This window comes from Gammaproteobacteria bacterium (genome assembly GCA_016705365.1).
In the GTDB taxonomy this organism is placed as follows: domain Bacteria; phylum Pseudomonadota; class Gammaproteobacteria; order Pseudomonadales; family UBA5518; genus UBA5518.
The window spans coordinates 201,449-225,493 of sequence record JADIYI010000005.1 but is presented as its reverse complement, the minus strand read 5'-3'; the positions used below and the strand labels follow the sequence as shown (position 1 = coordinate 225,493).

Sequence of the window (24,045 nt, the reverse complement as noted above, 5' to 3'; positions counted from 1 at the left end):
CGGTATGATTTTGTTGAACTTTGCTGAAAGCGAATTTGCGCCGATCCGAAGGCTTTGTCAACCCAATTTAGGTGATAAATTGGTACTAATTCACAAAAACCTGGAATTATCGGCATTGCCGAGCAGGCCTGGCTGCCCATAAAGCGGTTCAGGATGCGTGTTTTCGGCCCAGATACTCGAGCAACAGGACGATCGTGAAACCGGAGACCATGAGCAACACGCAGGCCAGGATCTGGGGGTCACGGCCGCTGGCGGCGAGGTAGCCGGCAGGAAGCAGCATTTCCCGGCCGAGTTGTCCGTTGTCTGCCTGCCAGGGCCACAGCAACGGCAACGATCCCAGCAGAAAACCGGTCAAATGCGCCATGATGAGCGCGTGATAGCGCGCCAGCGCCCAGCGCAGCAGGTGCGTGAACAACATCAGTCCGCTGGCACAGCCGATCGCAAACAATGCCAGTGTAGACAGTTCGAACTCGTGTATCGCGCCGATGATGTGCTCGTACATGCCGAGCACCAGCAACACGAAGCTTCCCGAGATACCCGGCAGAATCCAGGCACAGATGGCGATCATGCCGCAGAACACGACCCACAGCCGCGAATCGCTCGGCTCCATCACTCCGAGATGGGTAATCCACCATGCCAGCGCCGCACCCGCGGCGAGCGCCAACAGCAGGGTCGGCCGCCACCTCCCGACGATCCGCGCCAAGTGCAGGATCGAGGCAGCGATCAACCCGAAAAACAGCGCCCATACCAGTTGCGGCACCTGTTCCAGCAAGCGTCCCAGCACCCCCGCCAACGACAGCACGCTGCTCGCGACACCGGCCACCAGCACCAGCAGAAAGGTCCCGTCGATCGCAGTCCAGAACGCGCGGATTTCTCCGCGCAACAGCAACCGCAGACTGGGCAGTCCGAAGGCCGCGATCGCACCGACCAGGCGATCGTAGATGCCGGTCACCAGCGCGACGGTGCCGCCCGAGACCCCCGGGATCAGGTCGGCGATCCCCATTGCCATGCCGCGCAGATAAACGGCAAACATGGCCTTGCCCGAATTCGCGCTCATCTTACGGTTCCTCCCAGCAGCGGTACAAAACGCGCAGGCTCGACCACGCGCGTCTCGAACCCGTCTTCGGTGCGGGTCACGACGCTCAGTTGCTGCGCATCATCCTTGCCGACCGGAATCACCAGGCGGCCACCGACACGTAACTGTGCAACCAGCCCGGGCGGCACCGCCAACGGCGCGGCAGTGGTCAGAATGCCATCGAAGGGCGCCTTTTCCGCCCATCCGGAAAAGCCATCCGCGTGGCGCAACGTGATATTGCGCAATTTCAGTTCGCGCAGCCGCGTGCGCGCACGCTCCAGCAGGTCGCGTATCCGCTCGACGCTGTAGACCTCGTCCACGAGCTGCGCCAGCACCGCCGTCTGGTAACCCGAGCCGGTGCCGATCTCCAGCACCCGCCTGATGCCGCCACCGGCCAGCAGCAACTCCGTCATCCGCGCGACGGTATAGGGCTGCGACAGCGTTTGATTGAAGCCGATCGGCAGCGAGGCGTCTTCGTAGGCGCGATGCGCGAGCGCCTCGTCGAGAAACAGATGCCGTGGCGTGGTGCGCATCATCTCGATCACCCGAATGTCACTGATGCCCTGTTCGAACAGCCGCTCCACCAGGCGCTCGCGGGTGCGCTGCGAGGTCATCCCGATGCCACGGATATTCACGCGTCCGCCTCGTCGGCCCGACACAACAGCACCACCGCGTGGGCCGCAATCCCTTCACCGCGACCGCAAAAACCCAGCCCCTCGCTCGTGGTTGCCTTGACGCTGATTGCCGCCAGCGGGCTGTCGAGATCCGCCGCGATGTGGGCACGCATCGCCCCCACGTGCGACGCGATGCGCGGACGCTCCGCCACGATGGTGATATCGGCATTGGCGAGCGCAAAACCCGCCGCGCCAACCATCGCGAAGCAGGCACGCAACAGGGTGCGACTGTCGGCGCCGCGGTAACGCGCATCGGTGTCGGGAAAATGGTGTCCGATATCACCCGCGGCGATCGCCCCGAGCAAGGCATCGCACAGGGCATGCAGCGCGACATCGCCGTCCGAGTGGGCCAGCACGCCGTGCGTATGCGGGATGCGCACGCCGCACAGCACCACCGCCTCACCCGGTCCGAAGCGGTGCACATCGTAGCCGTGGCCGATTCTCATGCGCCGCCCTTCAGATGGTATTCGGCCAATGCCAGGTCCTCCGCGATCGTCACCTTGATATTATCGGTGCTGCCCATGACCAGGCGCGGGGCGTAGCCCAGACGCTCGATGGCCATCGACTCGTCGGTAACGCCGACGCCCGCATCGCGCGCGGCGCCGAGTGCGCGCCGCAGCAGGCCGAAGCGAAACATCTGTGGTGTCTGCGCCCGCCACAAGCCCTCACGCGCAACACTCGCCTCCACTCTCTGTCCGGCAGTGGCGCGCTTCAGGGTATCGACCACCGGAATTGCCAGCAGGCCGCCAACCGCGTCGTTCTCGAGCGTGGCGATCAGCGCCTCGACCTGCGTCGTGCGCACGCAGGGGCGCGCCATGTCGTGCACCAGCACCCAGTCCTCATCATCGGGCAGGCGCGAAAAACCGCCCAGCGCGCCGAGCACCGACCCCGCGCGATCCGCACCGCCCGCAACCACCCGCACCCGTTCGCGCAGGCTCGCGGGCAGTGTGGCCCAACGGGTGTCTCCCGGCGCAATGGCCACCACGAGTTCGCGAATCCGCGCAACCGCAAGCAGCGCCTCGAGCGTGTGCTCGGCGAGCATGCGCCCGGCGATACGGAGATATTGCTTGGGTAGCGCGGCGTCGATACGCGAACCGGTGCCGGCGGCAGGCACCACCGCCCAAATACTGCGCGGCGTATCAACGCGCATGGAACGAAGCGACGAGAACGCAAATGTTCATCGCCGGCCCACGCTCAGTGCTTGACTACAACATAGAACGTCTCGCCCTGCCTGACCATGCCGAGTTCCTCACGCGCCATCTCTTCCACGCTGTCGAGCCCGTTCCTGAACTCCGCCACCTCCACCTCGAGGCGCTCGTTGCGCGCACGCAGCTCTTCATTGGTGGCGGACATGCTGCCCAGCTGACGCTCGAGCGCGACCACCTCGGCAATGCTTCCCTGCCCGATCCACAGGCTCGCCTGCAGTACCGTCAGCAGCACTGCCAGCGACAAGGCTATCCACTTCCAGGAAATCATCAGGCGAGTCTAGTCCATGATGCGGCAATTGCCGCGGTGTTTTTCCGGCAGCGCTCAGCCACGTGCAAACTCCGCGCGCCCGCGATAGGGCGCGGCGCTGCCGAGTTCGGCCTCGATGCGCAACAGGCGGTTGTACTTGGCAACGCGATCCGAGCGGCACAGGGAACCGGTCTTGATCTGGCCGGCCGCCGTACCGACCGCGAGATCGGCGATCGTGGTGTCCTCGGTTTCCCCGAGCGGTGCGAGATGACCGAGGTATAGCCGGCCTTGCGTGCCATCGCGATCGCATCGAGAGTTTCGCTCAGCGTGCCGATCTGGTTGAACTTGATCAGAATCGAATTGGCGATACCGCGCTGAATACCGGTCGCGAGTATGCGCGTGTTGGTGACGAACAGGTCGTCACCCACGAGCTGAACCCGCGAGCCACTGAGCCTGGTCAGCTCCGCCCAACCATCCCAGTCGCTCTCGTCCATGCCGTCCTCGATCGACAGGATCGGATAACGGCGCGCGAGCTCGTCGAGATACCCGGCGAATCCGGGTGCATCGAACTCGCGGTTTTCGCCGCTCAGCCGATAACGCCCCTCGCGATAGAATTCGGAAGCCGCGCAATCGAGCGCCAGCGTCACGTCCTCGCCCATCCGGTAGCCGGCAGCCGTGGTCGCCTCGATGATCGCCTGCAGCGCGGCCTCGTTGGACGGCAGGTCGGGAGCAAAGCCACCCTCGTCCCCCACCGCCGTGCTGAGCCCGCGACCGTGCAGAACCTTCTTCAGCGCATGAAAGATCTCGGCACCGCAGCGCAGCGCCTCGGCGAAACTGCTCACCCCGACCGGCTGCACCATGAATTCCTGGATATCGACATTGTTGTCGGCGTGCTCGCCACCGTTGATGATGTTCATCATCGGTACCGGCATCGAAAACCTGCCCGGTGTGCCGTTCAGTTCCGCGATATGCGCGTAGAGCGGTACCCCGCGGGCAATGGCCGCGGCCTTTGCAGCGGCCAGCGATACCGCGAGGATCGCATTCGCGCCGAGCCGCGCCTTGTTCTCGGTGCCATCGCTCGCGATCATCGCCTCGTCGAGACCGCGCTGGTCGATCGCGTCCCGGCCACGCAGCAGCGCACGGATCTCGCCATTGACCGCGGCTATCGCTTTCAGCACACCCTTGCCGTTGTACCGCGCGGCGTCCCCGTCGCGCAGTTCCAGCGCCTCGCGCGAACCAGTGGATGCTCCCGACGGGGCGCAGGCACTGGCCTCGGCACCGGATTGCAGCCGCACGCGCGCTTCAATCGTCGGGTTGCCCCGCGAATCAAGGATTTCCATGGCGCTGATTTCAGCGATTAGCGACATCGTCACACTCTCCAATTGCAGAAATTCCGGGGCAAGCTCGGCGCTTCAGCGAATCTCCAGCAGCGGCAGGCTCTTGACCAGTTCATCCATTGCCTTCATCTGGGCCAGGAAATCACCGAGGCGATCGAGCGGCAGGGCGCAAGGGCCATCGCAGCGGGCATTGTCGGGATCGGGATGCGCCTCGAGAAACAGTGCCGCCAGCCCCTGCGACATACCCGCCTTGCCGAGCTCCACCACCTGCTGGCGCCGCCCGCCGGCCGAGTCCGCGCGCCCGCCCGGCATCTGCAGCGCATGGGTGACGTCGAACATCACCGGATAGCCGAAGCGCTTCATTATGCCAAAACCCAGCATGTCGACCACGAGGTTGTTGTAGCCGAAGGAACTGCCACGCTCGCACAGCATCAGCCGGGTATTGCCGGCTTCTTCGCATTTCCGGAGTATGTGGCCCATTTCCTGCGGCGCAAGGAACTGCGCTTTCTTGATGTTTATCGCCGCACCGGTTTTCGCCATCGCGACCACCAGGTCGGTCTGGCGCGACAGGAATGCCGGCAACTGGATCACGTCCGCCACCTCCGCCACCGGCGCTGCCTGGTGCGCCTCGTGCACATCGGTGATCACCGGCACGCCGAAAGTGCTTTTGATTTCCTGGAAAATCTTCAGACCTTCCTCGAGACCCGGGCCGCGAAACGAGGCAATCGAGGAGCGATTGGCCTTGTCGAACGAGGCCTTGAACACATAGGGAATGGCCAGTCGCGCGCAGTTCTCGACATAACTTTCCGCAACCCGCAGCGCCAGATCGCGCGACTCCAGCACATTCATGCCGCCGAACAACACGAACGGCCGGTCATTGGCGATCTCGATCGCTCCGACCCTGACGACCCGGTTCAATTGCTCAGCTGCCACGTCCGTTCTCCTCTGCACAGCGGGCAGCGGCCTCGACAAAGCCGCTGAACAGCGGATGTCCATCTCGCGGCGTGGAGGTGAATTCGGGATGAAACTGGCAGGCCACGAACCACGGATGATCCGGCAGCTCGATCACCTCGACAAGCGAGCGGTCGGTGGACCAGCCCGATACCTGCAGGCCCTTCTCCTGCAGGCGCGCCAGGTAATTGCCATTCACCTCGTAACGATGCCGGTGACGCTCCATGATTTGCGCCTTGCCGTACATCGCACGCGTCGCGGTGCCCTCCTCGAGATGGCAGAGTTGCGCGCCGAGACGCATGGTCCCGCCGAGATCGGAACTCTCGCTGCGCCGCTCGGTGCTGCCATCCACATTCTGCCATTCGGTGATCAGCGCCACCACCGGATGCGGCGTCGCGGGATTGAACTCGGTGCTGTTGGCCGCGGTGAGCCCGGCGATGTTGCGTGCGAATTCGATCACCGCCACCTGCAGCCCGAGGCAGATGCCGAGGTACGGAATACGCTGCTCGCGGGCATAGCGAACGGTTGCAATCTTGCCTTCCACGCCGCGCTCGCCAAAACCGCCGGGCACCAGGATCGCGTCCACGCCCTCGAGCAGCGCGGTGCCTTCACGCGAGATCTGCTCGGAATCGATATAACGCATATCGAGCTTCGTTCCGGTATGGATGCCGGCGTGCAGCAGCGCCTCGTTCAGCGACTTGTAGGCATCGAGCAACTCCATGTACTTGCCCACCATCGCCACCGTGGCGCGGCGCGTGGCATTGCGCTTGCGATCGACCACGCTCTGCCATTCGGAAAGATCGGCGCGCGGGCACTCGATTCCGAATTTCTCGACCACGATATCGTCCAGGTGTTCCTCGTGCAGCAACAACGGCAGGCGGTAGATCATGTCGACGTCGGGCACCGATATCACCGCGCGCTCCTGCACATCGGTGAACAGCGCGATCTTGCGCCGCGAGGAGACGTCGATATGCACCTCCGAGCGGCACAGCAGGATGTCCGGCTGCAGGCCCATCGAGCGCATTTCCTTGACCGAGTGCTGGGTCGGCTTGGTCTTGGTCTCACCCGCGGAGCGGATATAGGGCACCAGCGTGAGATGGATGAACAGGGTGTGGCCCGCACCGAGCTCGCCGCGCAACTGCCTGCTCGCCTCCAGGAACGGTTGCGATTCGATATCGCCCACCGTACCCCCGATTTCGACCAGCGCGATATCGAAACCCTCGGCACCGGCCAGGATACGCCGCTTGATCTCGTCGGTGATGTGCGGGATTACCTGTACCGTGCCACCGAGATAATCGCCACGACGCTCGCGCCGCAGCACCTCCTCGTAGACCTTGCCGGTGGTGAAGTTGTTGCGACACGTCATGCGGGTGCGCACGAAACGCTCGTAATGCCCGAGATCGAGGTCGGTTTCGGTGCCGTCCTCGGTCACGAACACCTCCCCGTGCTGGAACGGGCTCATGGTGCCGGGGTCGACATTGATGTAGGGGTCGAGCTTGAGCAGCGTCACGCGCAAACCGCGCGCTTCGAGAATCGCCGCCAGCGAGGCCGAGGCAAGGCCCTTGCCCAACGAGGAAACCACACCACCCGTGACGAAGATCAAGCGCGTCATGCGAAGCCTTGCAAATATCGGTATAAGCCGGGGCTAAAAACGCAGAGCGACGCTCCACGAGGATGGGAGGCGACCTTATCAGAAACCCATCCGCAGCTCAATCGCAAGCGGCGCATTCGCCGGCCCGCAACAGCCGCCATGCTATTCTCGACGCCATGAAACTTTCGGTTGCCATTCTCGGTGCCGGCTCCTGGGGCACGACCTTCGCGGTACTGGCGAGCCGCAATGCCCGGGTATCGCTGTGGTCGCGCGATCCGCGGATCGCCGCGCAGATCAATTCCGGGCGGGCCAACGAGCGCTATCTGCCGGGCATAAAGCTCCCGCCACGACTGCGCGCGGACGCCTCCCTCGAAACGGTGGTCGCGCAGGCCGACGTGATCGTGATGGCAGTGCCTTCCCACGGCTTTCGTACGGTTCTCGGACAACTGAATCACCACCTGCGTCCATGGGTACCGGTGATCAGCCTGAGCAAGGGCCTGGAGCAGCAGACTCACCTGCGCATGAGCCAGCTCGTCCAGGAGCTTCTGCCGGGACATCCGGTGGGTGTGCTGAGCGGACCCAACCTCGCGGGCGAGATCCTGGCCGGACGTGCCGCAGCGAGCGTGCTCGCGATGAACGACCCGGCGATCGTGCGTCAGCTCCAGCCGCTGTTCAGTTCCGGGCTGTTCCGGGTCTATACCAATACCGACATCGTCGGCTGCGAACTCGGTGGAGTACTCAAGAACGTGATCGCGATTGCCTGCGGCATGGGCGACGGGATGGGTGCCGGTGACAACACGCGCGCGGCGATGATCACCCGCGGCCTGGCCGAGATTACCCGCCTCGGGGTAGCACTTGGCGGCTCCGCGGAGACCTTTGCGGGGCTTGCCGGTCTCGGCGATCTGGTCGCCACCTGCACCAGTCCGCTCAGCCGCAACCGGCATGTGGGAGAGCAACTCGGACGCGGGCGCAGCATCGGGGAGATCCTCGACGAAATGTCGATGGTGGCCGAGGGCGTACGCAGCACGCCGGTGGCACTCGCACTCGCCGAGGCGCATGGCGTCGCGGTACCGATGATCCGGGAGGTGGACCGCGTACTTGCCGGTGGCAGCGCGCGCCAGGCGTTCCGCGCGCTGCTGAAAATCAGCGCCGGAGCGGAAGCCGACCCGGGCTAGCCGCGGGCGAACACACAAGGTTGGCGCGCTTCCCTCAACCCCACTGCCCCATGATGCGCAGCAGATCGCAGACGCGGTTCGAATAGCCCCACTCGTTGTCGTACCAGCTCAGGCACTTCAGGAAGCGACCGCCCTGCACCTGGGTGAAGCCGGCATCGAATATCGACGAGTGCGGGTTACCGATGATGTCCGAAGAAACCACCGGCTGCTCCGTGTATTGCAGGATCCCCTTCAGTGCGGGTGTTTCGGCGGCTGCCGCGATCGCGGCGTGAACCTCGGCACGCGTCACTGTCCGCGCGAGTTCGACAAACAGATCGACCACCGAGCCATTGGGAACCGGCACCCGCGAGGCAATACCATCGAGCTTGCCCTTCAGTGCCGGCAGCACCTGGCCTACTGCCTTGGCCGCGCCGGTCGAGGTGGGAATGATGTTCTCGGCCGCGGCGCGGCTGCGCCGCAAATCGCTGTGTGGCACATCTGCCAGCCGCTGGTCATTGGTGTAGGCATGCACGGTGTTGATCACGCCCTCGACGATACCGAAATGATCGCTCAGCACCTTGGCCACCGGTGCCAGGCAGTTGGTGGTGCAGCTGGCTGCGGAAATGATGCGGTGCCCGGGATCGAGACCGGCGTCGTTCACGCCGGGTACCACGGTGTAATCGATCTCATCCTTGGCCGGCACCGTGAGCACGACCCGCGTGGCGCCCGCCACGATGTGCTGAGCAATCTGTTCACGACGCCTGAACTTGCCAGTCGCCTCGATCACCACCTCCACACCGAGCGCCTTCCACGGCAGCGCGGTCGGGTCCTTCTCGCACAGCATCCGGGTGCGGCCGTTGGCAGTCACGAGACAGCCGTCTTCCAGCGCCAGCGGCCCGGGAAACGGACCCATCACCGTGTCGTAGCGCAACAGGTACAACAAGCCGTCATCATCGAACAGGTCGTTGATCGCGACGACGTCGATATCGGCGCGCTGATCCAGAATGCGGAAAACCGAACGGCCGATACGGCCGAAACCATTGATCGCGACTTTCATTGCGGGTCTCCCGAAGACAGTGCCCCGTACAGGCGCGCCACGTCGAGCACGCGCCAGGCATGCCCGAGAGTTTCATACCAGCCAAGCGTTTTCGCCATGCGGGCGCCCGCCCGCTGGGTGGCTATCAGATCGAAGAGCAGCGAATGGCGGCAACCGATCACGTCGGAGGACACGATCGGATCCTCGGCCACGGCGATCAGTTCGGGTCGCGCTGCAGCCGCGGCACGCATGGCATCGTTGATCGCAGCGACTTCCACACCTCCCTTGCGCAGCACGCAGTTCAGGTCGAGCAGCGAACCGCGCTGTACCGGCACATTCAGTGCATATCCGGACAGCCGCCCCGCAAAACGCGGCAGCAGATGCTCGACCCATGCAGCCGATTCGTTGGCATTGGGAATGATGTTCTGAGCGGCCGAGCGGCTGCGCCGCTGATCGTCCTGGGCATAATCCTGCAGCGACTGGTCGCTGGTATAAGCGTGGATGGTGGTCATCGTGGCGTATTCCACGCCCACTGCCGCATCGAGCGCATCGAGCAGCAGCGCCAGCGCATTGGTGGTCGGCGAACCCGCCGAGATCATGCGGTCATCGGCACTGGCTGCGGCCTCATTGATTCCCGGTACCAGCAGGCGATCGGGCGCATCCACGGGCAGCGTCGCCATGATCAGGCGTCCAGCGCCCGCAGCGAGCTGACGCTCGGCATGTTCGCGACGGCGATAACGACCGGTGGCATCGATCACGCAATCGACCCCGAAGGCATCCCACGGCACGTCTCCTGGCGCTACCAGTTGCAGCATCCGCGAACAGGAGCCCTCGCCGCGCAGGAAATTACCCTCGATCCGGCAGCGAAACGTCTTGTCGCCACCCGTTTCGAGCAGGTATTGCAGAACTTCCGGCCTGCCGATATCGGCGACCGCGACGATCTCGATGTCCTCGCTGGCAGCCGCTTGCCGGTAGATCTGGCGGCCAATCTGGCCGAGTCCCATCAGCCCGATACGCAAGCCACGATTTGTCTCAGCCATATCCCGAGCACTCCGCTGGTAAATGAAGCACCGCTCCCGGGGCGTCCTTGCGCCTGCGCCGAGCGGCGCGATGGATCAGTCGATATTCAGCTTGCGTGCGCCGGCATTCTCGATTTTCGGTAATACCAGCTCGAGCACCCCGTTGTTGAAGCTGGCCTTGGCCTGATCGCCCGCAACCGCCGAGGGCAGCGCCAGGGTACGCTGGAAACTGCCGCTGGAAATCTCGCGGCGGAAATAATCGCCCTTCTCTTCCTTCGTCTCCTTGCGGGTCTCGCCACGAATGGTAACCGTCTGGTCACCGAGCGAGATGCTGAGATCTTCCTTGCTGATACCGGGAATCTCCGCCCGCACCAGCAGATCCTTGCCACGGTCGATTACATCGACCTTGGGCGCGTGCGCCTGGAACGGCCAGCCGGCCTCGCCGAGCGCCGGGAAACCCATGCGCGACATCAATCCGCGCGACAGGCGATCGAACAACACGTCCATTTCCTCGAACGGCGTCAGTGCCCGCGACACCGATGTCGACTTCTTTCCCGCTGGTGCAGGCGTCTTGCCGCGTGTGCCCGCTTTCTTTTTTGCCTTGAGTGCCATGACAAATCCCTCCAGGGAACAGTGGTTGAAAAATTCAGGCGCCCGGCTCGTCGTCGGTCGCCTGCTCCAGCGCGGTGACCGTATGCGCATCGACCAGCGAAGCCATCACAAGCGTCGATACACTATCCGCATCATCGATTTCCAGCCCCACACCTACAATCGTGCGCCTCAACACATGCGCCGTAACCCGGTGCCGTATATCGGTGCTCTCGCCACTGCGCCGAAACTCGAGCTGCACAGGCTGGTGACGATGGAGTTCCTGGCATTCGGTCTCGAGCAACACGCCAAAACGGGAGGCATTACGGATCAGACCGGTGGCAACAGGCAAACCACTACAGTAGATCAGTGTCTCGATATCGATCGGCACACGCAAATGATGGCGGCGTTCCACGCTCTCACCTCTCTCAGCAAGGCGAAAAAGTATCGTCGCTCGCACATGATACTGCCATGACGCACGTCAATGATAAGCGGCTGCCGGCAAGGTTCTTCAGAAATCCCCTCGCGCACCGTCTCAGCCAGGCACCGGCACCACGGCAAGCCGTCCGTAGCGGTCCAGCAGCGCACGCACCCGCACCGCGAGCGCCGCATCCAGGTGCCCATCCCGGAATTGCCAGCGCCAGTTTCCATCCGCGATCCCGGGCCGGTTCATGCGGTGGCTGGAGTCGAGTTCCAGCAGATCCTGCAACGGCAGGATCGCGAGACAGGCGACTGAGCACAGCGCGCTGCGAATCAGCGGCCAGGGCATTCGCTCGCCCGGCAAGCCGAGGTAGTCGAGCACCCTGTCACGGGTGTCCGCATCCAGCGATTTGAACCAGCCGCGCGTGGTGTCGTTATCGTGGGTGCCGGTATAGACCACGTTGAACGCTTCGTGGTTGTGCGGCAGGTAGGGATTGGCGCAGTCGCCATCGAAGGCAAACTGCAGGATCAGCATCCCCGGCAAGCCGTACGCGTGGCGCAATTTTTCCACCTCGGGCGTGATGATGCCGAGATTCTCCGCAACCAGGGTACCCGCACCGCTGTGTTCGACCAGGGCGCCAAGCACAGCCTCGCCCGGTGCCCTGGCCCATGCCCCGGTTACCGCATCAGGCGCATCGCGCGGGACTTCCCAGCATGCCTCGAACCCCCGGAAATGATCGATGCGCACCAGGTCGAAGCGTTCACGCGCACTGGCGATGCGCCGGCGCCACCAGTCGAATCCATCGCCTGCCATCGCCGCCCAGTCGTAGTGCGGATTGCCCCAGCGCTGGCCCTGCGCGCTGAAATAATCAGGCGGCACACCGGTCACCACCGTCGGCATGCCATCGGCGTCGAGCCGGAAAAGATTGCGCGAGCCCCAGACATCGGCGCTGTCATGGGCAACGAAGATCGGCACATCACCGAATAGGTAAACGCCGCGGGCGCGGGCGTATTCACGCAATGCCTGCCATTGCTCGGCGAATACGAATTGCTCGAAACGCAGTGCCGCGAGCCGCGTCTGCATCGCGGCGCTGGCGCCGCGCAGGGCGTCCGGCGAGCGATCGCGCAGCGCGCGGGGCCACTGATGCCACGGGTGCCCGCCGTGGGCCTCGCGCAGCGCCACGAACCGCGCATACGGTTCCAGCCAATGCGCATGCGCCGCACAGTACTCATGATAGCGTCCGGCGAGCACGGGATCGGTCGCGGTACGCGTGGCAAAACGCGCGGCCGCCGATGCCAGTACCGCATCGCGGTCGCCCGGCTCGCGCACCAGGGAATCGAGATGTGCGCGATCCAGCAACCCGCGATCGTACAGCCAGTCGACGCTGATCAGGCGTGGATTCCCGGCATGCACCGACAGCGCGTTGTACGGCGATCGATCCTCGTGGGTGGGGCCAAGCGGCAGGGTCTGCCACACGCTGAAACCCGCGGCCTGCAGAAATTCGACGAAACGATAGGCCGCATGGCCAAGATCGCCGTCACCGTAGGGCGACGGCAATGAACTCGGATGCAGCAGCACGCCTGCCCGCCGTACGGCCAGAAGACCGCCGGCAGCGCTCACGCAGGCTTGTCGCTGGCAATGCGCATGACGCCACCGCGCTGCGGTGCGCCATTGCCATGGGTAAACGACTCGGACAGATAGGCGGGCGGTTCGACGCCCAGCAAATGGTACAGATTGGCGAGATGCTGGCGATAGAGCCGCTCGAAATCGCTGACCGATTGCGCCGGATTGTAATCACCAAACCACCAGAACCAGTCCGAGCCCTCGCAGACGGCAAGCTGCATCCGTGCCCGTTCCAGCTGCTCCGGATCGAGCGCTCCGGCCGCAAGCACGCTGTCATAACAGCGCTTGACATCGACCAGCATCTCCCAGCCGCGGTTCTTTTCGGCACTGCCGATCCAGGTTGACAGCGTGCCATGGACCCAGCTTCCCGCAACCAGCCTCGGCAGTTGCACCGGCTGCGGCCTGTTGCGCTCGAGAAATTCACTGAAGGTGCCGAGTTCCAGCGTGGCATGCGCGGCCAGCTCGCGGTACAGCGCACTCAGAAAATGATAGGCATTCTCGGGGTAGTATTCCCACGCGTTCTCGCCATCCAGTATCACCACGATCGCGCAGTTGCGACAATCCGGGCAGGAGCCGGCGATATTTTCCATATGGTGAACCAGGTTCGCGACCGCATCCTCGGCGTGCCAGCCGGAATACTCGAAACCGATCAGGTCCGACAGCCCGTCATCGCGGAAAAAGCAGTCGATCGGCTGCCCCGCCACGCGATAGACACGGTGCCTGCAGCTGGCATCCGCACCGTGGCGCTGCAGCTCGCTGCCGGCGCCGATGCTGTTGCGCAGCACGCTCTCGCCGCTCGCGGTCCACGCAAAGCCCTCTTCCGCCAGCAGGCAGAGCGTCTCGGTACTGAGCGCACCCTCGGACGGCCAGCAACCGCCCGCGCGCATGCCGAAATGACGCTCGAACACCTCGCGGCCATGGCGCAGGTGCCAGCGCGCGCTTTCCCGGCCACCCGGGTAGGCATCGACCGCGGGCCGCAGCGCATCGGGCTGCGCCTGCTGGCCGGCCGATATATCGAGCAGCAGCGGCAGTATCGGATGCGCGTAGGGGCTCATCGCCAGTTCCACCCGCCCCTGCTTGGCGAGACGGCTGAAACGCGGTATGACCGACTGCAGCTGCTCGAGAATCACCTGCAGCAATTCGCGTCGTTCGTGCACCGTGAAACCCTGCGCCTTGTCCTGCAGTGCGCGCACCCGCTGGTCACCGCGGCGCACGGTCTCCGCCATCCAGCCGAGGTGATACCACACCACCAGATCGATCAGGTACTGATCGGAGACGTAGAGCTGGCTGCCGGGGTTGCTGTCGATCCAGGCGGCCATTTCAGCGAGCTTTTGGTAGGCCGGGAAGCGCTGGATGATGCGCTTCTCGTTGGCGCGCAGGCACTGCTTCATCAGCGCATGACGCAGATCCGGATTGGCGGGGACCGGCGGCTCGGCAAGGGCCGCGAGCAGGGGATCGCCGAGCGCCGCTCCGCGGTGCATCCACGCCTCGAGCTGGCTCGCGTAATCGGCGATCTGATCGAGCAGCACCGGTGCGAAATTCACCACCGCGCGCGCCGCGGGCTCGGCTTCGAGGTGCGCCGCCATGTCAACATAGTCTTTCAGCGCATGCAGATAAGTCCAAGGGAACTGGTAGCTGCCATTGCGCAGATCGCGATATTCGGGCTGGTGCATATGCCAGCAAAGGATCACCTGCATGTGCGCGTTCTCAGGCATGGTGCACCTTCTGGCCCAGCATTTCCGGGGTCACCAGCACCACCCCCTTGGAGGAGACGTTGAAACGACGCACATCCTCGGCATGGTCGTAGCCTATTACGGTGCCAGGCGGAACCATGCAGCGCCGGTCGATCACCGCGCGGCGGATCCGGCAATGGCGCCCGATATCGACCTGCGGAAACACCACCGAGTCGTCGATCCTGCAGTATGAGTGCACGTGCACGTCGGTAAACAGCAGCGAGCGGCGCACCCGCGAGCCCGACACGATACAACCACCGGCCACCATCGAATCCACAGCCATGCCGCGCCGGCCTTCGTCGTCGAACACGAATTTCGCGGGTGGTGTCTGTTCCTGGTACGTCCAGATCGGCCACTTGGCGTCGTAGAGATTGAGTTCCGGCGTAACGCCGATCAGTTCCATGTTCGCCTCCCAGAATGAATCGATGGTGCCCACATCGCGCCAATAGGCCTGCATGCCGGTGAGCGGGTCGCGAAACGGGTAGGCCATCACCCTGCTGCGGTGAATGATGGACGGAATGATATCGCGTCCGAAATCGTGCGAGGAATCGGCTGCGACACAATCGCGCAGAAGTTCCTCGTAGAGAAAGCCGGTGCTGAACACGTAGATACCCATCGATGCCAGCGCGCGTCCGGGGTTCCCCGGCAGCGATTGGGGATGATCGGGCTTTTCGACGAACTCGGTGATGCGGTACTGCTCGTCGACCGCCATCACCCCAAAGGCACCGGCCTGCTCGAGCGGCACCTCGATGCAACCCACCGTGACATCCGCCTCGCTCTCGGCGTGCGCGGCCAGCATGCTGCCGTAATCCATCTTGTAGACATGATCGCCGGCGAGGATCAGCACGAACGCGGGATCGTGCTGACGGATGGTGTCGAGATTCTGCAGCACCGCGTTGGCGGTGCCCTCGTACCACGAGGTCTCGATGCGCTGCTGGGCCGGCAGCAATTCCACGAATTCACCCAGCTCGGCGCGCAGGAACCCCCAGCCGTGCTGGATGTGGCGCAGCAGTGAATGCGATTTGTACTGCGTGAGCACCGCCACGCGGCGGATTCCCGAGTTGATGCAGTTCGACAACGGAAAATCGATGATGCGGAACTTGCCGCCGAAGGGAACGGCGGGCTTGGCGCGCCAGTCCGTCAGCTGCTTCAGTCGCGACCCGCGCCCACCGGCCAGTATCAGCGCCAGCGTGTCGCGGGTCAGGCGGCTGACGAAGCGCCCACTGCCCTTCGCATTGATCATAAAAGACTCCGTACGCTGACGCGGTATTTGTAAGCCCGCCGATAATCCTTTTTAATCATGACATCTCTCAGCGCCAGGCAATACACCTGCATTATGCCGATACAATCAAGCCTTGACGTGGATCACAAGCGTACAGCCGCCAGATTGCTCGCCAGCGAGGAGCTGCGCCGCCTGCTCGGGGCGCGGCTGCATGACCCGTTCACGGTACTCGGCAGGCACGGGAACAGCCTGCGTATCTGGCGCCCGCACGCGGATCGCGTCTGGCTCGGTGCGCTACGCATCGAGGCGCGCCGTGTCGGCGACACGGCTCTTTTCGTGGCCGACGCCCGCTCCCTCCCCGCGCACCCCAAAGTCAGTTGGCGCGATGAAACCGGCGGCGAACACCGCGAGATCGATCCCTACGAGTTTGCCCCCCAGATCGGCGATCTGGATCTGCACCTGTTCGGCGAGGGGCGTCATTGGCATATCTACCGCGTGCTCGGAGCCCATCCCTGCGAGGTCGACGGCATCAGCGGCACCCGCTTCGCCACCTGGGCGCCCAACGCCGAACGGGTCAGCGTGGTCGGCGATTTCAACCGCTGGGACGGCCGCTGCCACCCGTTGCGCGCACGCGGCGCCAGCGGGGTATGGGAGTTGTTCGTCCCCGGGCTGGGGCCGGGCGTGCTCTACAAGTTCGAAATCCGCGCGCGCCGCGACGGCAGCGTGCATCTCAAGGCCGATCCCTACGCGCAGCAATGCGAGTTCCGTCCCGCGACATCGTCGGTGATCCGCGCGAACGGGACGCCGGCGTGGGGCGATCAACAGTGGATGGACGCGCGGCGCAACTGGAACTGGCTGCACGCCCCGCTCAGCATCTACGAACTGCACCTCGGGTCGTGGCGCCGTGCCGCGGACGGCGGATTCCTCAATTATCGCGAACTGGCGCCGCGGATTGCCGATTACGTGCTCGACCTCGGCTTCAGCCACATCGAGCTGATGCCGGTGACCGAGCATCCGCTGGACGATTCCTGGGGTTACCAGGCCACCGGGTATTTTGCCCCGACCAGCCGCTTCGGCAGCCCCGAGGATTTCCGCTTCTTCGTCGACCATTGTCACCAGCGCGGCCTTGGCGTGCTGCTCGACTGGGTACCCGCGCATTTCCCGCGCGATGACCACGGTATTGCGCGCTATGACGGCACGGCACTCTACGAACATGCCGATCCGCGGCGCGGCGAACATCGCGACTGGGGGACGCTGATCTACGACTATGGCCGCAACGAGGTGCGCAACTTCCTGCTCGCGAGCGCCAATTTCTGGCTCGAGGAATACCACATCGACGGCCTGCGGGTCGATGCGGTCGCCTCGATGCTGTACCTCGATTACTCGCGCGAGGCCGATGACTGGAGCCCCAACGTGCACGGCGGGCGTGAAAACCTCGAAGCGATGCAGTTTCTGCGCGAGTTGAACGAACTGACTCACGGCACGCACCCGGGTACGCTCACGATCGCCGAGGAAAGCACCGCCTGGCCCCAGGTAACGCGGCCGGTATGGCTCGGCGGACTCGGTTTCTCGATGAAATGGAACATGGGCTGGATGCACGACACCCTCGGATACATGGCGCACGACCCCGTACACCGCCACTATCACCACTCCGCGCTGAGTTTCGGGCTGTTGTACGCCTTCAGCGAAAATTTCCTGCTGCCGTTCTCGCATGACGAAGTGGTGCACGGCAAGGGCTCGATGATCGGCAAGATGCCCGGCGACACCTGGCAGCGCTTCGCGAACCTGCGCCTGCTCTACGCCTACCAGTACACCTACCCGGGTGCCAAGCTGATGTTCATGGGCTGCGAATTCGCCCAGCAACGCGAGTGGTCCCATGCCCGCGCCCTCGACTGGCAGGCACTCGACGATCCGCGCGGCCGCGGCGTCCACACCCTGGTGCGCGATCTCAACCGCCTCTATCGCGAGCAGCCGGCGTTGCACGCACGCTGCTTCGAGCAGGACGGTTTCGAATGGATCGACTGCCACGATGCCACGCAGTCGGTGCTCGCCTACCTGCGCCGGGCGGCTGGCGAGGTCTGCGTGGTGCTGCTCAACTTCACGCCGGTACCACGCCACGGCTATCGCATCGGCGTGCCGCAGGGTGGTGCCTGGCGCGAGCTTCTGAACAGCGACTCGCGCTATTATGGCGGCTCCGACAGCGGCAACGCCGAGCAGCTGCACAGCGAGCCGCGCTCTCATATGGGCCGCCCGTTCTCGCTGACCCTGACGCTGCCGCCATTGGCCGCGATCGTGCTGAAACCGGCCTGAAGGCAATCCGCGCATGCGCATACTGTTTGTCAGTTCCGAGGTGTATCCACTGATCAAGACCGGCGGTCTCGCCGATGTTTCGGCGAGCCTGCCGCGGGCGCTGCAGTCACTCGGCCACCAGGCCCACGTATTGCTGCCCGGCTATCGCGATGCGCTTGCGGCCGCCGCGGCGCTGGGCCTGAAGCCGGTCGCCGGCGGCGAGATCGACGGACACGCCGTTCGCCTGCTCGAGACCCATCTGCCGAACAGCCGCAACAAGGCCTGGCTGCTCGACTGCCCGCCGCTGTATGACCGTCCGGGCAATCCCTACCATGACGGCGCCGGCCATCCCTATCCCGACAATGCCGAGCGTTTCATGCTGCTGTGCCGCGCCGCGGCGGGGCTCGCCAGCGGCGACTTCGGCATCGACTGGCAACCCGACGTGGTGCATTGCAACGACTGGCAGAGCGCGCTGGTGCCGCTGCTGCTGCAGAGCCGCCGCCCGCGCCCGGCACTGGTGTTCACGATTCACAACCTGGCCTACCAGGGGATGTTCGGCGAGGACAAGTTCGATGCGCTGCGCATACCGCGCAGGTACTGGCACCCCGATGCCCTCGAATTTCATGGGCAATGGAGTTTCATCAAGGCCGGCCTGATCCTTGCCGATCGCATCACCACGGTGAGCCCGAGCTACGCCCGCGAGATCCAGACTACCCGGTTCGGTCACGGCCTGGAGGGCTTGCTGCGCCATCGCAGCGCGGTGCTGAGCGGTATTCTCAATGGCATCGACACCCTCGCCTGGAACCCGATGAGCGATCCGGCGCTGGCGGTGCACTACGGCGCCACCAGCCTGGGGCGCAAACGCGCCAACAAGATCGCCCTGCAAGCCGAAACCGGGCTGGATGCGGATCCGGAACAGACCCTGCTCGCATTCATCGGCCGGCTGGCCGAACAAAAAGGCATCGACCTGCTGCTCGAGGCCCTGCCGGAGTTGCTGTCGAACCAGGTACAGGCCGTTCTGCTCGGCAGCGGGGAGCCGCGGTATCAGGCCGCACTGGAGCGGGTGGCCGGCAGGTATCCGGGCCAGGTTGCGTTGCGCATCGGCTATGACGAGGCGCTGGCGCACCGTATCGAGGCGGCCGCGGACATCTTCCTGATGCCCTCGCGATTCGAGCCCTGCGGTCTGAACCAGATGTACAGCATGCGCTACGGCACGATCCCGGTGGTGAGTGCCGTGGGCGGGCTTGCCGACACCGTGACCGATGCCAACGCCGCGACACTGGCCGACGGCAGCGCCACGGGCTTCGTGATGGCCGGCGAGGACGCGACGGCATTGACCGCGGCCACGCGCCGCGCGCTGACGCTGCGCGCCGACCCCCGCGCCTGGCAGCAACTGCAGATTGCCGGGATGAACCGCGATTTCTCCTGGCGCCACAGCGCCCGCGCCTACGAGAGTCTCTACCAGGAAATCATTGCGGAAATGGCAGCCGATGCCTGATCCGACCCTGACGGATCCGCCACGTCATGCGGGTATACTGTGCACAATTCCAGAAGAGTAACGTGATCATGCCCGGCAGCCGTTTCAGTCTCGAGGTACAACCGCGCACACCGGCCGCACTGGTGCGCCTGGAGGAACTCGCCGATGACCTGATATACAGCTGGGACCGGCGCGTGCGCGCCCTCTTCGCGCGCCTCGATCGTCCGCTGTGGGCAGCCTGCGGGGCAAATCCGCACGTGTTCCTGCGCCGCGTCTCGCAGGCGATTCTCGACGACGCCGCACAGGACCGTACCTATGTCGAGGAATACCGGCGCGTGCTCAGCAGTTATGACGCGTATATCGAGCGCAGCATCCGCCCGGAATGTCGCGCCTACCTCGACCCGCAGGATGACCTCGTCGCCTATTTCTGCGCCGAGTTCGGCCTGCACGAGAGCTTTCCGATCTACTCCGGCGGCCTCGGCATCCTTGCCGGCGATCACTGCAAGGCAGCCAGCGACCTCGGTATTCCGTTCATCGCCGTGGGCCTGCTGTATCACAACGGCTACTTCACCCAGACCATCGACGGCCACGGCAACCAGGTCTCGCAGATCGTGCCTTCAGATTTTCGCGACTTGCCGATACGCCCGGTGCTCGAAGGCGAGCAGCGGTTGCGCATCGATCTCGATTTTCCGGGGCGGGTGGTCGCGGCGCACGTCTGGGAAGCCAAGATCGGCCATATCCGCCTCTACCTGCTCGATACCGATCTGCCCGAGAACCGCGACGCCGACCGCAGCATCACCCGGCAACTCTACGGCGGCGGACGCGAAACGCGCATCGAACAGGAAATCGTGCTCGGCATCGGCGGCGTACGCGCGCTGCGGCGCATGGGGCTCAAGCCGACCGCATGGCATATCAACGAGGGGCACGCGGCCTTCATGGTACTCGAGCGTTGCCGCGAGCATGTCGAACAGGGGCACGAACTGGCCACGGCACTGGAAATCGTGGCCGCGGGCACGGTGTTCACGACCCACACCCCGGTGGCAGCCGGCCATGATATTTTCGACAGCAGCCTGTTCGAGACCTATTTCCGCGACTACGCGAGCGGTCTCGGCGTCGGCATCCGCGATCTGCTGGCTCTCGGCAGCGTGCCCGAACCGAACGGCAGCTTCAACATGACCACGCTGGCGCTGCATGGCTCGCGCTTCCACAACGGCGTGAGCCGCATCCACGGCGGCATCGCCTCCGAGATGGAGCACGCGATCTGGCCGCAGATTCCACCCGAGGAAAACCCGATCACCTACGTCACCAACGGCGTGCACGTCCCGACCTTCCTGTCCGGGGAATGGTTCAACCTGTTCGACCTGCGCTTCGACGAGTGGCACGGCGAGCTGCTGAATCCCGATTACTGGGAACGCATCGAGGAAATTTCCGACTACCAGTTCTGGAGCGTACGCAAGCAGCTCAAGGAATGGATGCTGGAGGAACTGCATCGCCGCGTAGTGGTGCAATGCCGCAGAAACGGGGAGAGCGAATCGACCATCGCGCGCATCACGCGCTTCATCAGCAACCCCGACAGCGATACCCTGGTGATGGGTTTCGCGCGCCGCTTCGCGACCTACAAGCGCGCGACCCTGCTGTTCTCCGATCCGGCACGCCTGGCACGCATACTGAATGATCCCGCGCGGCCCACGGTGATCGTTTTCGGTGGCAAGGCGCACCCGAGCGACGCCCCCGGTCAGCACCTGATCAAGGTGATCCACGAGTTCTCGCAGCAGCCCGAATTCCAGGGCCACATCATCCTGCTCGAAGGCTATGACTTCCGTCTCGCGCGGCACCTGGTATCAGGCGTCGATCTGTGGCTGAACACGCCCGAGTACCCGCTCGAGGCAAGCGGCACCTCGGGGCAGAAAGCGGCCATCAATGGCGTCCTCAATCTCAGCGTGCTCGATGGCTGGTGGGGCGAGGGATTCAACGGCGAGAACGGTTGGGGCATCGTGCCGCGCGACCCGCGTCTCGACCTCGAGCAGCGCAACCGCGACGAGGCCAAGGATCTGCTCGACCTGCTGGAACACGAGGTGTTGCCGTTGTACTTCGCTCGCGACGGGCGCGGCTTCTCGGCCGGCTGGGTCGCGAAGGCAAAGGCTTCGATGAAGTCGATCATCCCGCGCTTCAATTCGCTGCGCATGGTGATGGACTACGTAACGCGGCTCTATTGCCCGGCGCGCGAGCAACACAAACGCCTGCTCGCCGACAACTGCCGCGCGGCACGCGAACTCGCCGGCTGGAAACAGCGGGTGCGCGCCCAGTGGCCGGGAGTGAGCGTGCGGCTCGCCAGCGAGCCACCGAGCGCCGTACGCCATGACGAGCGGGTGCCGTTGCGCGTGAGTGTCGGTCTGAACGGGTTGCAGGCGAGCGAAGTGGTGGTGGAATGCCTGATCGATCCCGCACCCGAAAATGCCGAAGGCAAGGCGCAGCGCGTGGTGCTGGAGGCGCGTGAAGCCGCCGATGGCGCGCACATTTATGCCACCGATCTGCAACCGGTCAATTCCGGTCTGCAGGAAATGCGCATCCGGCTGTACCCGTTCAACGAACTACTCAGCCATCGCTTCGAACTGGGCCTGATGATCTGGCTGTAGCGGCTGCGGCCGCGCCGGCTCGTTGAGCGGTCTTGCCCTGCAAGGGTCCCATCGTGGTATTCACTGCGGCTGCCGCGCCCGGCGATAGGCATCGATCAACCAGGCAGTCGAGCTGTCGGTGGCCACTTCGGCGCTTGCCTCGGAGCACATCGCGCGATGCACCTCGGTACCGAGCCGCTTGCCGAGTTCCACTCCGAACTGATCAAAGGAATCCAGGTTCCACAGCATGCCCTCGACCGCGGTGCGATGCTCGTACAGCGCAAGCAGGGCGCCGAGCGTCTCCGGGGTGACGGCGCGCAGCAACAGGATATTGCTCGGCCGGTTACCCGGCATCACCAGGTGCGGCGCGAGCGATTCAGCAGATGCCGGCTCGACACCGCGCTCGAGCAACTCCGCGCGCGACTCCCCGAGCGTGCGCCCGATCATCAGCGCCTGGCTCTGCGCGATGCAATTGGCGACCAGGTGCGCGTGCTGCTCATGATTGGGACTGTGGGTCACGAGCGGCAGCACGAAATCCACCGGCACCCGGTCCGTGCCCTGGTGCAGCATCTGGTGGAATGAATGCTGCCCGTTGGTGCCGGGCGCGCCCCAGATCACGCCCGAGCTCGCGCGCGCCAGCGCATGCCCGTCGCGATCGACCGATTTGCCGTTACTTTCCATCACCAGCTGCTGCAGGAATTCCGGCAAGCGTGCCAGGCCCTGGTCGTAGGGGATCACCGCCTGCGACGCGCAGCCCCAGGCATTGCGGTACCAGACCGAGAGCAGCGCCATCAGCACCGGCATGTTCGCGGCCAGGGGTGCATCGCGAAAATGCATATCCATGCGATGGGCGCCGAGCAACAGTGCCTCGAACTGCTCGTTGCCGATGGATAACGCTATCGGCAGCCCGATCGCGGACCACAGCGAATAACGTCCCCCTACCCAATCCCACATCGGCAACACATGCGCGGGCGCGATACCGAAATCCACGGCACCCTTGAGATTCGCCGAGACCGCCACGAAATGGCGCTCGAGCTGTTGCTCCGGACATCCGCATTGCAGCAGCCAGGCCCGCGCCGCACGCGCATTGGCCAGGGTTTCCAGGGTGCCGAAGGTTTTCGATGCAACCACGAACAGCGTGGTCGCGGGGTCGAGTCCGGCCAGCGCGACGTCCAGGTCACGCGGGTCCACGTTGGCCACGAAATGACAGCGCAGTTCCGCCGTGCCCAGCCAGGCGAGTGCCTCGGTGGCAAATTGCGGGCCGAGATGCGAACCACCGATACCGATATTCACCACGTTGCGGATCACGGCGCCGTTCCAGCCCCGCCACTGCCCTTCGCGCACCCGCGTGACCAGTTCCGCCATGCGGCTGCGGGTGGCCCGCACCGCTTCGAATTGCGCCAGCGGCACCCCCGCATCGCTGCCGCGCAACAGGGTATGCAGCACCGCCCGCTGTTCGGTGCCATTGACCGTGGCACCGCCGAGCTGCGCGCGCACCTGCTGCTCGACCTCGCAGGCCGCTGCAAGCCCGAGCAGACAGGCGAGCGCCTGCTCGTCGAACAGGTTTTTCGAATAGTCGAGCGTCAGGCCGGCCGCATCCAAACGATAACGGGCCGCCCGTCCGCGATCGCTGCCAAAGGCCTCGCGCAGACTGAAATTCTCCAGCCGTCGTCGCTGCGTCTCCACAGCCTGCCAGCCGAGCTGGCGTGCTTGCGCGCTCTTTTCCATCACGATTGCCTCTAACCTTGCGATTGACTGCACCAGCCCGGAGAATGCCCCTTACCG

At 64.5% G+C, this 24,045-nt stretch carries 19 protein-coding genes and 1 pseudogene; 4 read left to right on the top strand and 16 right to left on the bottom strand.

What is annotated here, in order from left to right; genetic code table 11:
- Positions 1–148 precede the first annotated feature (148 nt).
- The 8 genes and pseudogenes from IPF49_04810 to IPF49_04775 form a co-directional block, all read right to left on the bottom strand.
- Positions 149–1,057, bottom strand: coding sequence for a DUF368 domain-containing protein (locus tag IPF49_04810; protein MBK6286960.1), 909 nt, complete (start codon positions 1,055–1,057; stop codon positions 149–151).
- Positions 1,054–1,689 carry a protein-L-isoaspartate(D-aspartate) O-methyltransferase gene (locus IPF49_04805; protein ID MBK6286959.1) on the bottom strand — a complete coding sequence of 212 codons (636 nt, stop codon included), beginning with the start codon at positions 1,687–1,689 and terminating at the stop codon, positions 1,054–1,056. The genes IPF49_04810 and IPF49_04805 overlap by 4 nt, the downstream gene beginning before the upstream one ends.
- Before the next feature lie 17 nt (positions 1,690–1,706).
- Positions 1,707–2,195 carry a 2-C-methyl-D-erythritol 2,4-cyclodiphosphate synthase gene (ispF, locus tag IPF49_04800; GenBank protein MBK6286958.1) on the bottom strand — a complete coding sequence of 163 codons (489 nt, stop codon included), beginning with the start codon at positions 2,193–2,195 and terminating at the stop codon, positions 1,707–1,709.
- The gene (locus IPF49_04795) at positions 2,192–2,899 is read right to left on the bottom strand and encodes a 2-C-methyl-D-erythritol 4-phosphate cytidylyltransferase (protein MBK6286957.1); all 708 of its coding nucleotides are present in this window, start codon (positions 2,897–2,899) and stop codon (positions 2,192–2,194) included. The genes ispF and IPF49_04795 overlap by 4 nt, the downstream gene beginning before the upstream one ends.
- A 44-nt stretch (positions 2,900–2,943) precedes the next feature.
- Positions 2,944–3,225, bottom strand: a complete 282-nt coding sequence (locus IPF49_04790; GenBank protein MBK6286956.1) for a septum formation initiator family protein — start codon at positions 3,223–3,225, stop codon at positions 2,944–2,946.
- A gap of 54 nt (positions 3,226–3,279) precedes the next feature.
- Positions 3,280–4,571, bottom strand: a pseudogene (gene eno, locus IPF49_04785) (phosphopyruvate hydratase).
- Between the two features lie 45 nt (positions 4,572–4,616).
- A complete protein-coding gene (kdsA, locus tag IPF49_04780; GenBank protein ID MBK6286955.1) occupies positions 4,617–5,537 on the bottom strand; it encodes a 3-deoxy-8-phosphooctulonate synthase in 921 nt (306 codons plus the stop codon).
- Complete coding sequence (locus tag IPF49_04775) at positions 5,464–7,104, bottom strand: CTP synthase (protein MBK6286954.1); 1,641 nt, start codon at positions 7,102–7,104, stop codon at positions 5,464–5,466. The genes kdsA and IPF49_04775 overlap by 74 nt, the downstream gene beginning before the upstream one ends.
- 155 nt (positions 7,105–7,259) lie before the next feature.
- Between IPF49_04775 and IPF49_04770 the strand changes: the two genes are divergently transcribed.
- Positions 7,260–8,258: an NAD(P)H-dependent glycerol-3-phosphate dehydrogenase gene (locus tag IPF49_04770; GenBank protein ID MBK6286953.1), complete on the top strand. Its 999-nt coding sequence runs from the start codon at positions 7,260–7,262 to the stop codon at positions 8,256–8,258.
- 34 nt (positions 8,259–8,292) lie between these two features.
- Here the strand turns inward: IPF49_04770 and gap are convergent, their stop codons facing one another.
- The 7 genes from gap to glgC form a co-directional block, all read right to left on the bottom strand.
- Positions 8,293–9,294, bottom strand: coding sequence for a type I glyceraldehyde-3-phosphate dehydrogenase (gene gap, locus IPF49_04765; protein MBK6286952.1), 1,002 nt, complete (start codon positions 9,292–9,294; stop codon positions 8,293–8,295).
- Positions 9,291–10,277, bottom strand: coding sequence for a glyceraldehyde-3-phosphate dehydrogenase (locus IPF49_04760; protein MBK6286951.1), 987 nt, complete (start codon positions 10,275–10,277; stop codon positions 9,291–9,293). Before IPF49_04760 ends, gap begins: the two co-directional genes overlap by 4 nt.
- A 111-nt stretch (positions 10,278–10,388) precedes the next feature.
- Entirely contained in the window at positions 10,389–10,904 is a 516-nt protein-coding gene (locus IPF49_04755) for an Hsp20/alpha crystallin family protein (protein ID MBK6286950.1), read from the bottom strand.
- 34 nt (positions 10,905–10,938) lie between these two features.
- Positions 10,939–11,295 carry a PilZ domain-containing protein gene (locus IPF49_04750; protein ID MBK6286949.1) on the bottom strand — a complete coding sequence of 119 codons (357 nt, stop codon included), beginning with the start codon at positions 11,293–11,295 and terminating at the stop codon, positions 10,939–10,941.
- A gap of 120 nt (positions 11,296–11,415) precedes the next feature.
- On the bottom strand, positions 11,416–12,921 hold the full coding sequence (gene malQ, locus IPF49_04745; protein ID MBK6286948.1) for a 4-alpha-glucanotransferase: 1,506 nt from the start codon (positions 12,919–12,921) through the stop codon (positions 11,416–11,418).
- The gene (locus IPF49_04740; GenBank protein MBK6286947.1) at positions 12,918–14,639 is read right to left on the bottom strand and encodes a glycoside hydrolase; all 1,722 of its coding nucleotides are present in this window, start codon (positions 14,637–14,639) and stop codon (positions 12,918–12,920) included. The genes malQ and IPF49_04740 overlap by 4 nt, the downstream gene beginning before the upstream one ends.
- Positions 14,632–15,900: a glucose-1-phosphate adenylyltransferase gene (gene glgC, locus IPF49_04735; GenBank protein MBK6286946.1), complete on the bottom strand. Its 1,269-nt coding sequence runs from the start codon at positions 15,898–15,900 to the stop codon at positions 14,632–14,634. The genes IPF49_04740 and glgC overlap by 8 nt, the downstream gene beginning before the upstream one ends.
- 93 nt (positions 15,901–15,993) lie before the next feature.
- Between glgC and glgB the strand changes: the two genes are divergently transcribed.
- From glgB to glgP, 3 genes are read left to right on the top strand one after another with little or no spacing between them, the layout of a single operon-like run.
- A complete protein-coding gene (gene glgB, locus IPF49_04730; protein ID MBK6286945.1) occupies positions 15,994–18,189 on the top strand; it encodes a 1,4-alpha-glucan branching protein GlgB in 2,196 nt (731 codons plus the stop codon).
- A 13-nt stretch (positions 18,190–18,202) separates the two neighbouring features.
- Complete coding sequence (gene glgA, locus IPF49_04725) at positions 18,203–19,666, top strand: glycogen synthase GlgA (GenBank protein MBK6286944.1); 1,464 nt, start codon at positions 18,203–18,205, stop codon at positions 19,664–19,666.
- A gap of 26 nt (positions 19,667–19,692) precedes the next feature.
- Positions 19,693–22,281 (top strand): alpha-glucan family phosphorylase, encoded by a 2,589-nt coding sequence (glgP, locus tag IPF49_04720; GenBank protein MBK6286943.1) that lies wholly within the window; start codon positions 19,693–19,695, stop codon positions 22,279–22,281.
- 60 nt (positions 22,282–22,341) lie between these two features.
- On the opposite strand, the gene pgi is transcribed toward glgP, so the two are convergent.
- Positions 22,342–23,988, bottom strand: coding sequence for a glucose-6-phosphate isomerase (gene pgi / locus IPF49_04715; GenBank protein MBK6286942.1), 1,647 nt, complete (start codon positions 23,986–23,988; stop codon positions 22,342–22,344).
- Between the last annotated feature and the right edge of the window lie 57 nt (positions 23,989–24,045).

Coding starts and splice junctions, on each gene's coding strand:
- IPF49_04810 (MBK6286960.1), bottom strand. CDS start 1,057: ATGAGCGCGAATTCGGGCAAGGCCATGTTTGCCGTTTATCTGCGCGGC.
- IPF49_04805 (MBK6286959.1), bottom strand. CDS start 1,689: ATGACCTCGCAGCGCACCCGCGAGCGCCTGGTGGAGCGGCTGTTCGAA.
- ispF (MBK6286958.1), bottom strand. CDS start 2,195: ATGAGAATCGGCCACGGCTACGATGTGCACCGCTTCGGACCGGGTGAG.
- IPF49_04795 (MBK6286957.1), bottom strand. CDS start 2,899: ATGCGCGTTGATACGCCGCGCAGTATTTGGGCGGTGGTGCCTGCCGCC.
- IPF49_04790 (MBK6286956.1), bottom strand. CDS start 3,225: ATGATTTCCTGGAAGTGGATAGCCTTGTCGCTGGCAGTGCTGCTGACG.
- kdsA (MBK6286955.1), bottom strand. CDS start 5,537: ATGGACATCCGCTGTTCAGCGGCTTTGTCGAGGCCGCTGCCCGCTGTG.
- IPF49_04775 (MBK6286954.1), bottom strand. CDS start 7,104: ATGACGCGCTTGATCTTCGTCACGGGTGGTGTGGTTTCCTCGTTGGGC.
- IPF49_04770 (MBK6286953.1), top strand. CDS start 7,260: ATGAAACTTTCGGTTGCCATTCTCGGTGCCGGCTCCTGGGGCACGACC.
- gap (MBK6286952.1), bottom strand. CDS start 9,294: ATGAAAGTCGCGATCAATGGTTTCGGCCGTATCGGCCGTTCGGTTTTC.
- IPF49_04760 (MBK6286951.1), bottom strand. CDS start 10,277: ATGGGACTCGGCCAGATTGGCCGCCAGATCTACCGGCAAGCGGCTGCC.
- IPF49_04755 (MBK6286950.1), bottom strand. CDS start 10,904: ATGGCACTCAAGGCAAAAAAGAAAGCGGGCACACGCGGCAAGACGCCT.
- IPF49_04740 (MBK6286947.1), bottom strand. CDS start 14,639: ATGCCTGAGAACGCGCACATGCAGGTGATCCTTTGCTGGCATATGCAC.
- glgC (MBK6286946.1), bottom strand. CDS start 15,900: ATGATCAATGCGAAGGGCAGTGGGCGCTTCGTCAGCCGCCTGACCCGC.
- glgB (MBK6286945.1), top strand. CDS start 15,994: ATGCCGATACAATCAAGCCTTGACGTGGATCACAAGCGTACAGCCGCC.
- glgA (MBK6286944.1), top strand. CDS start 18,203: ATGCGCATACTGTTTGTCAGTTCCGAGGTGTATCCACTGATCAAGACC.
- glgP (MBK6286943.1), top strand. CDS start 19,693: ATGCGGGTATACTGTGCACAATTCCAGAAGAGTAACGTGATCATGCCC.
- pgi (MBK6286942.1), bottom strand. CDS start 23,988: ATGGAAAAGAGCGCGCAAGCACGCCAGCTCGGCTGGCAGGCTGTGGAG.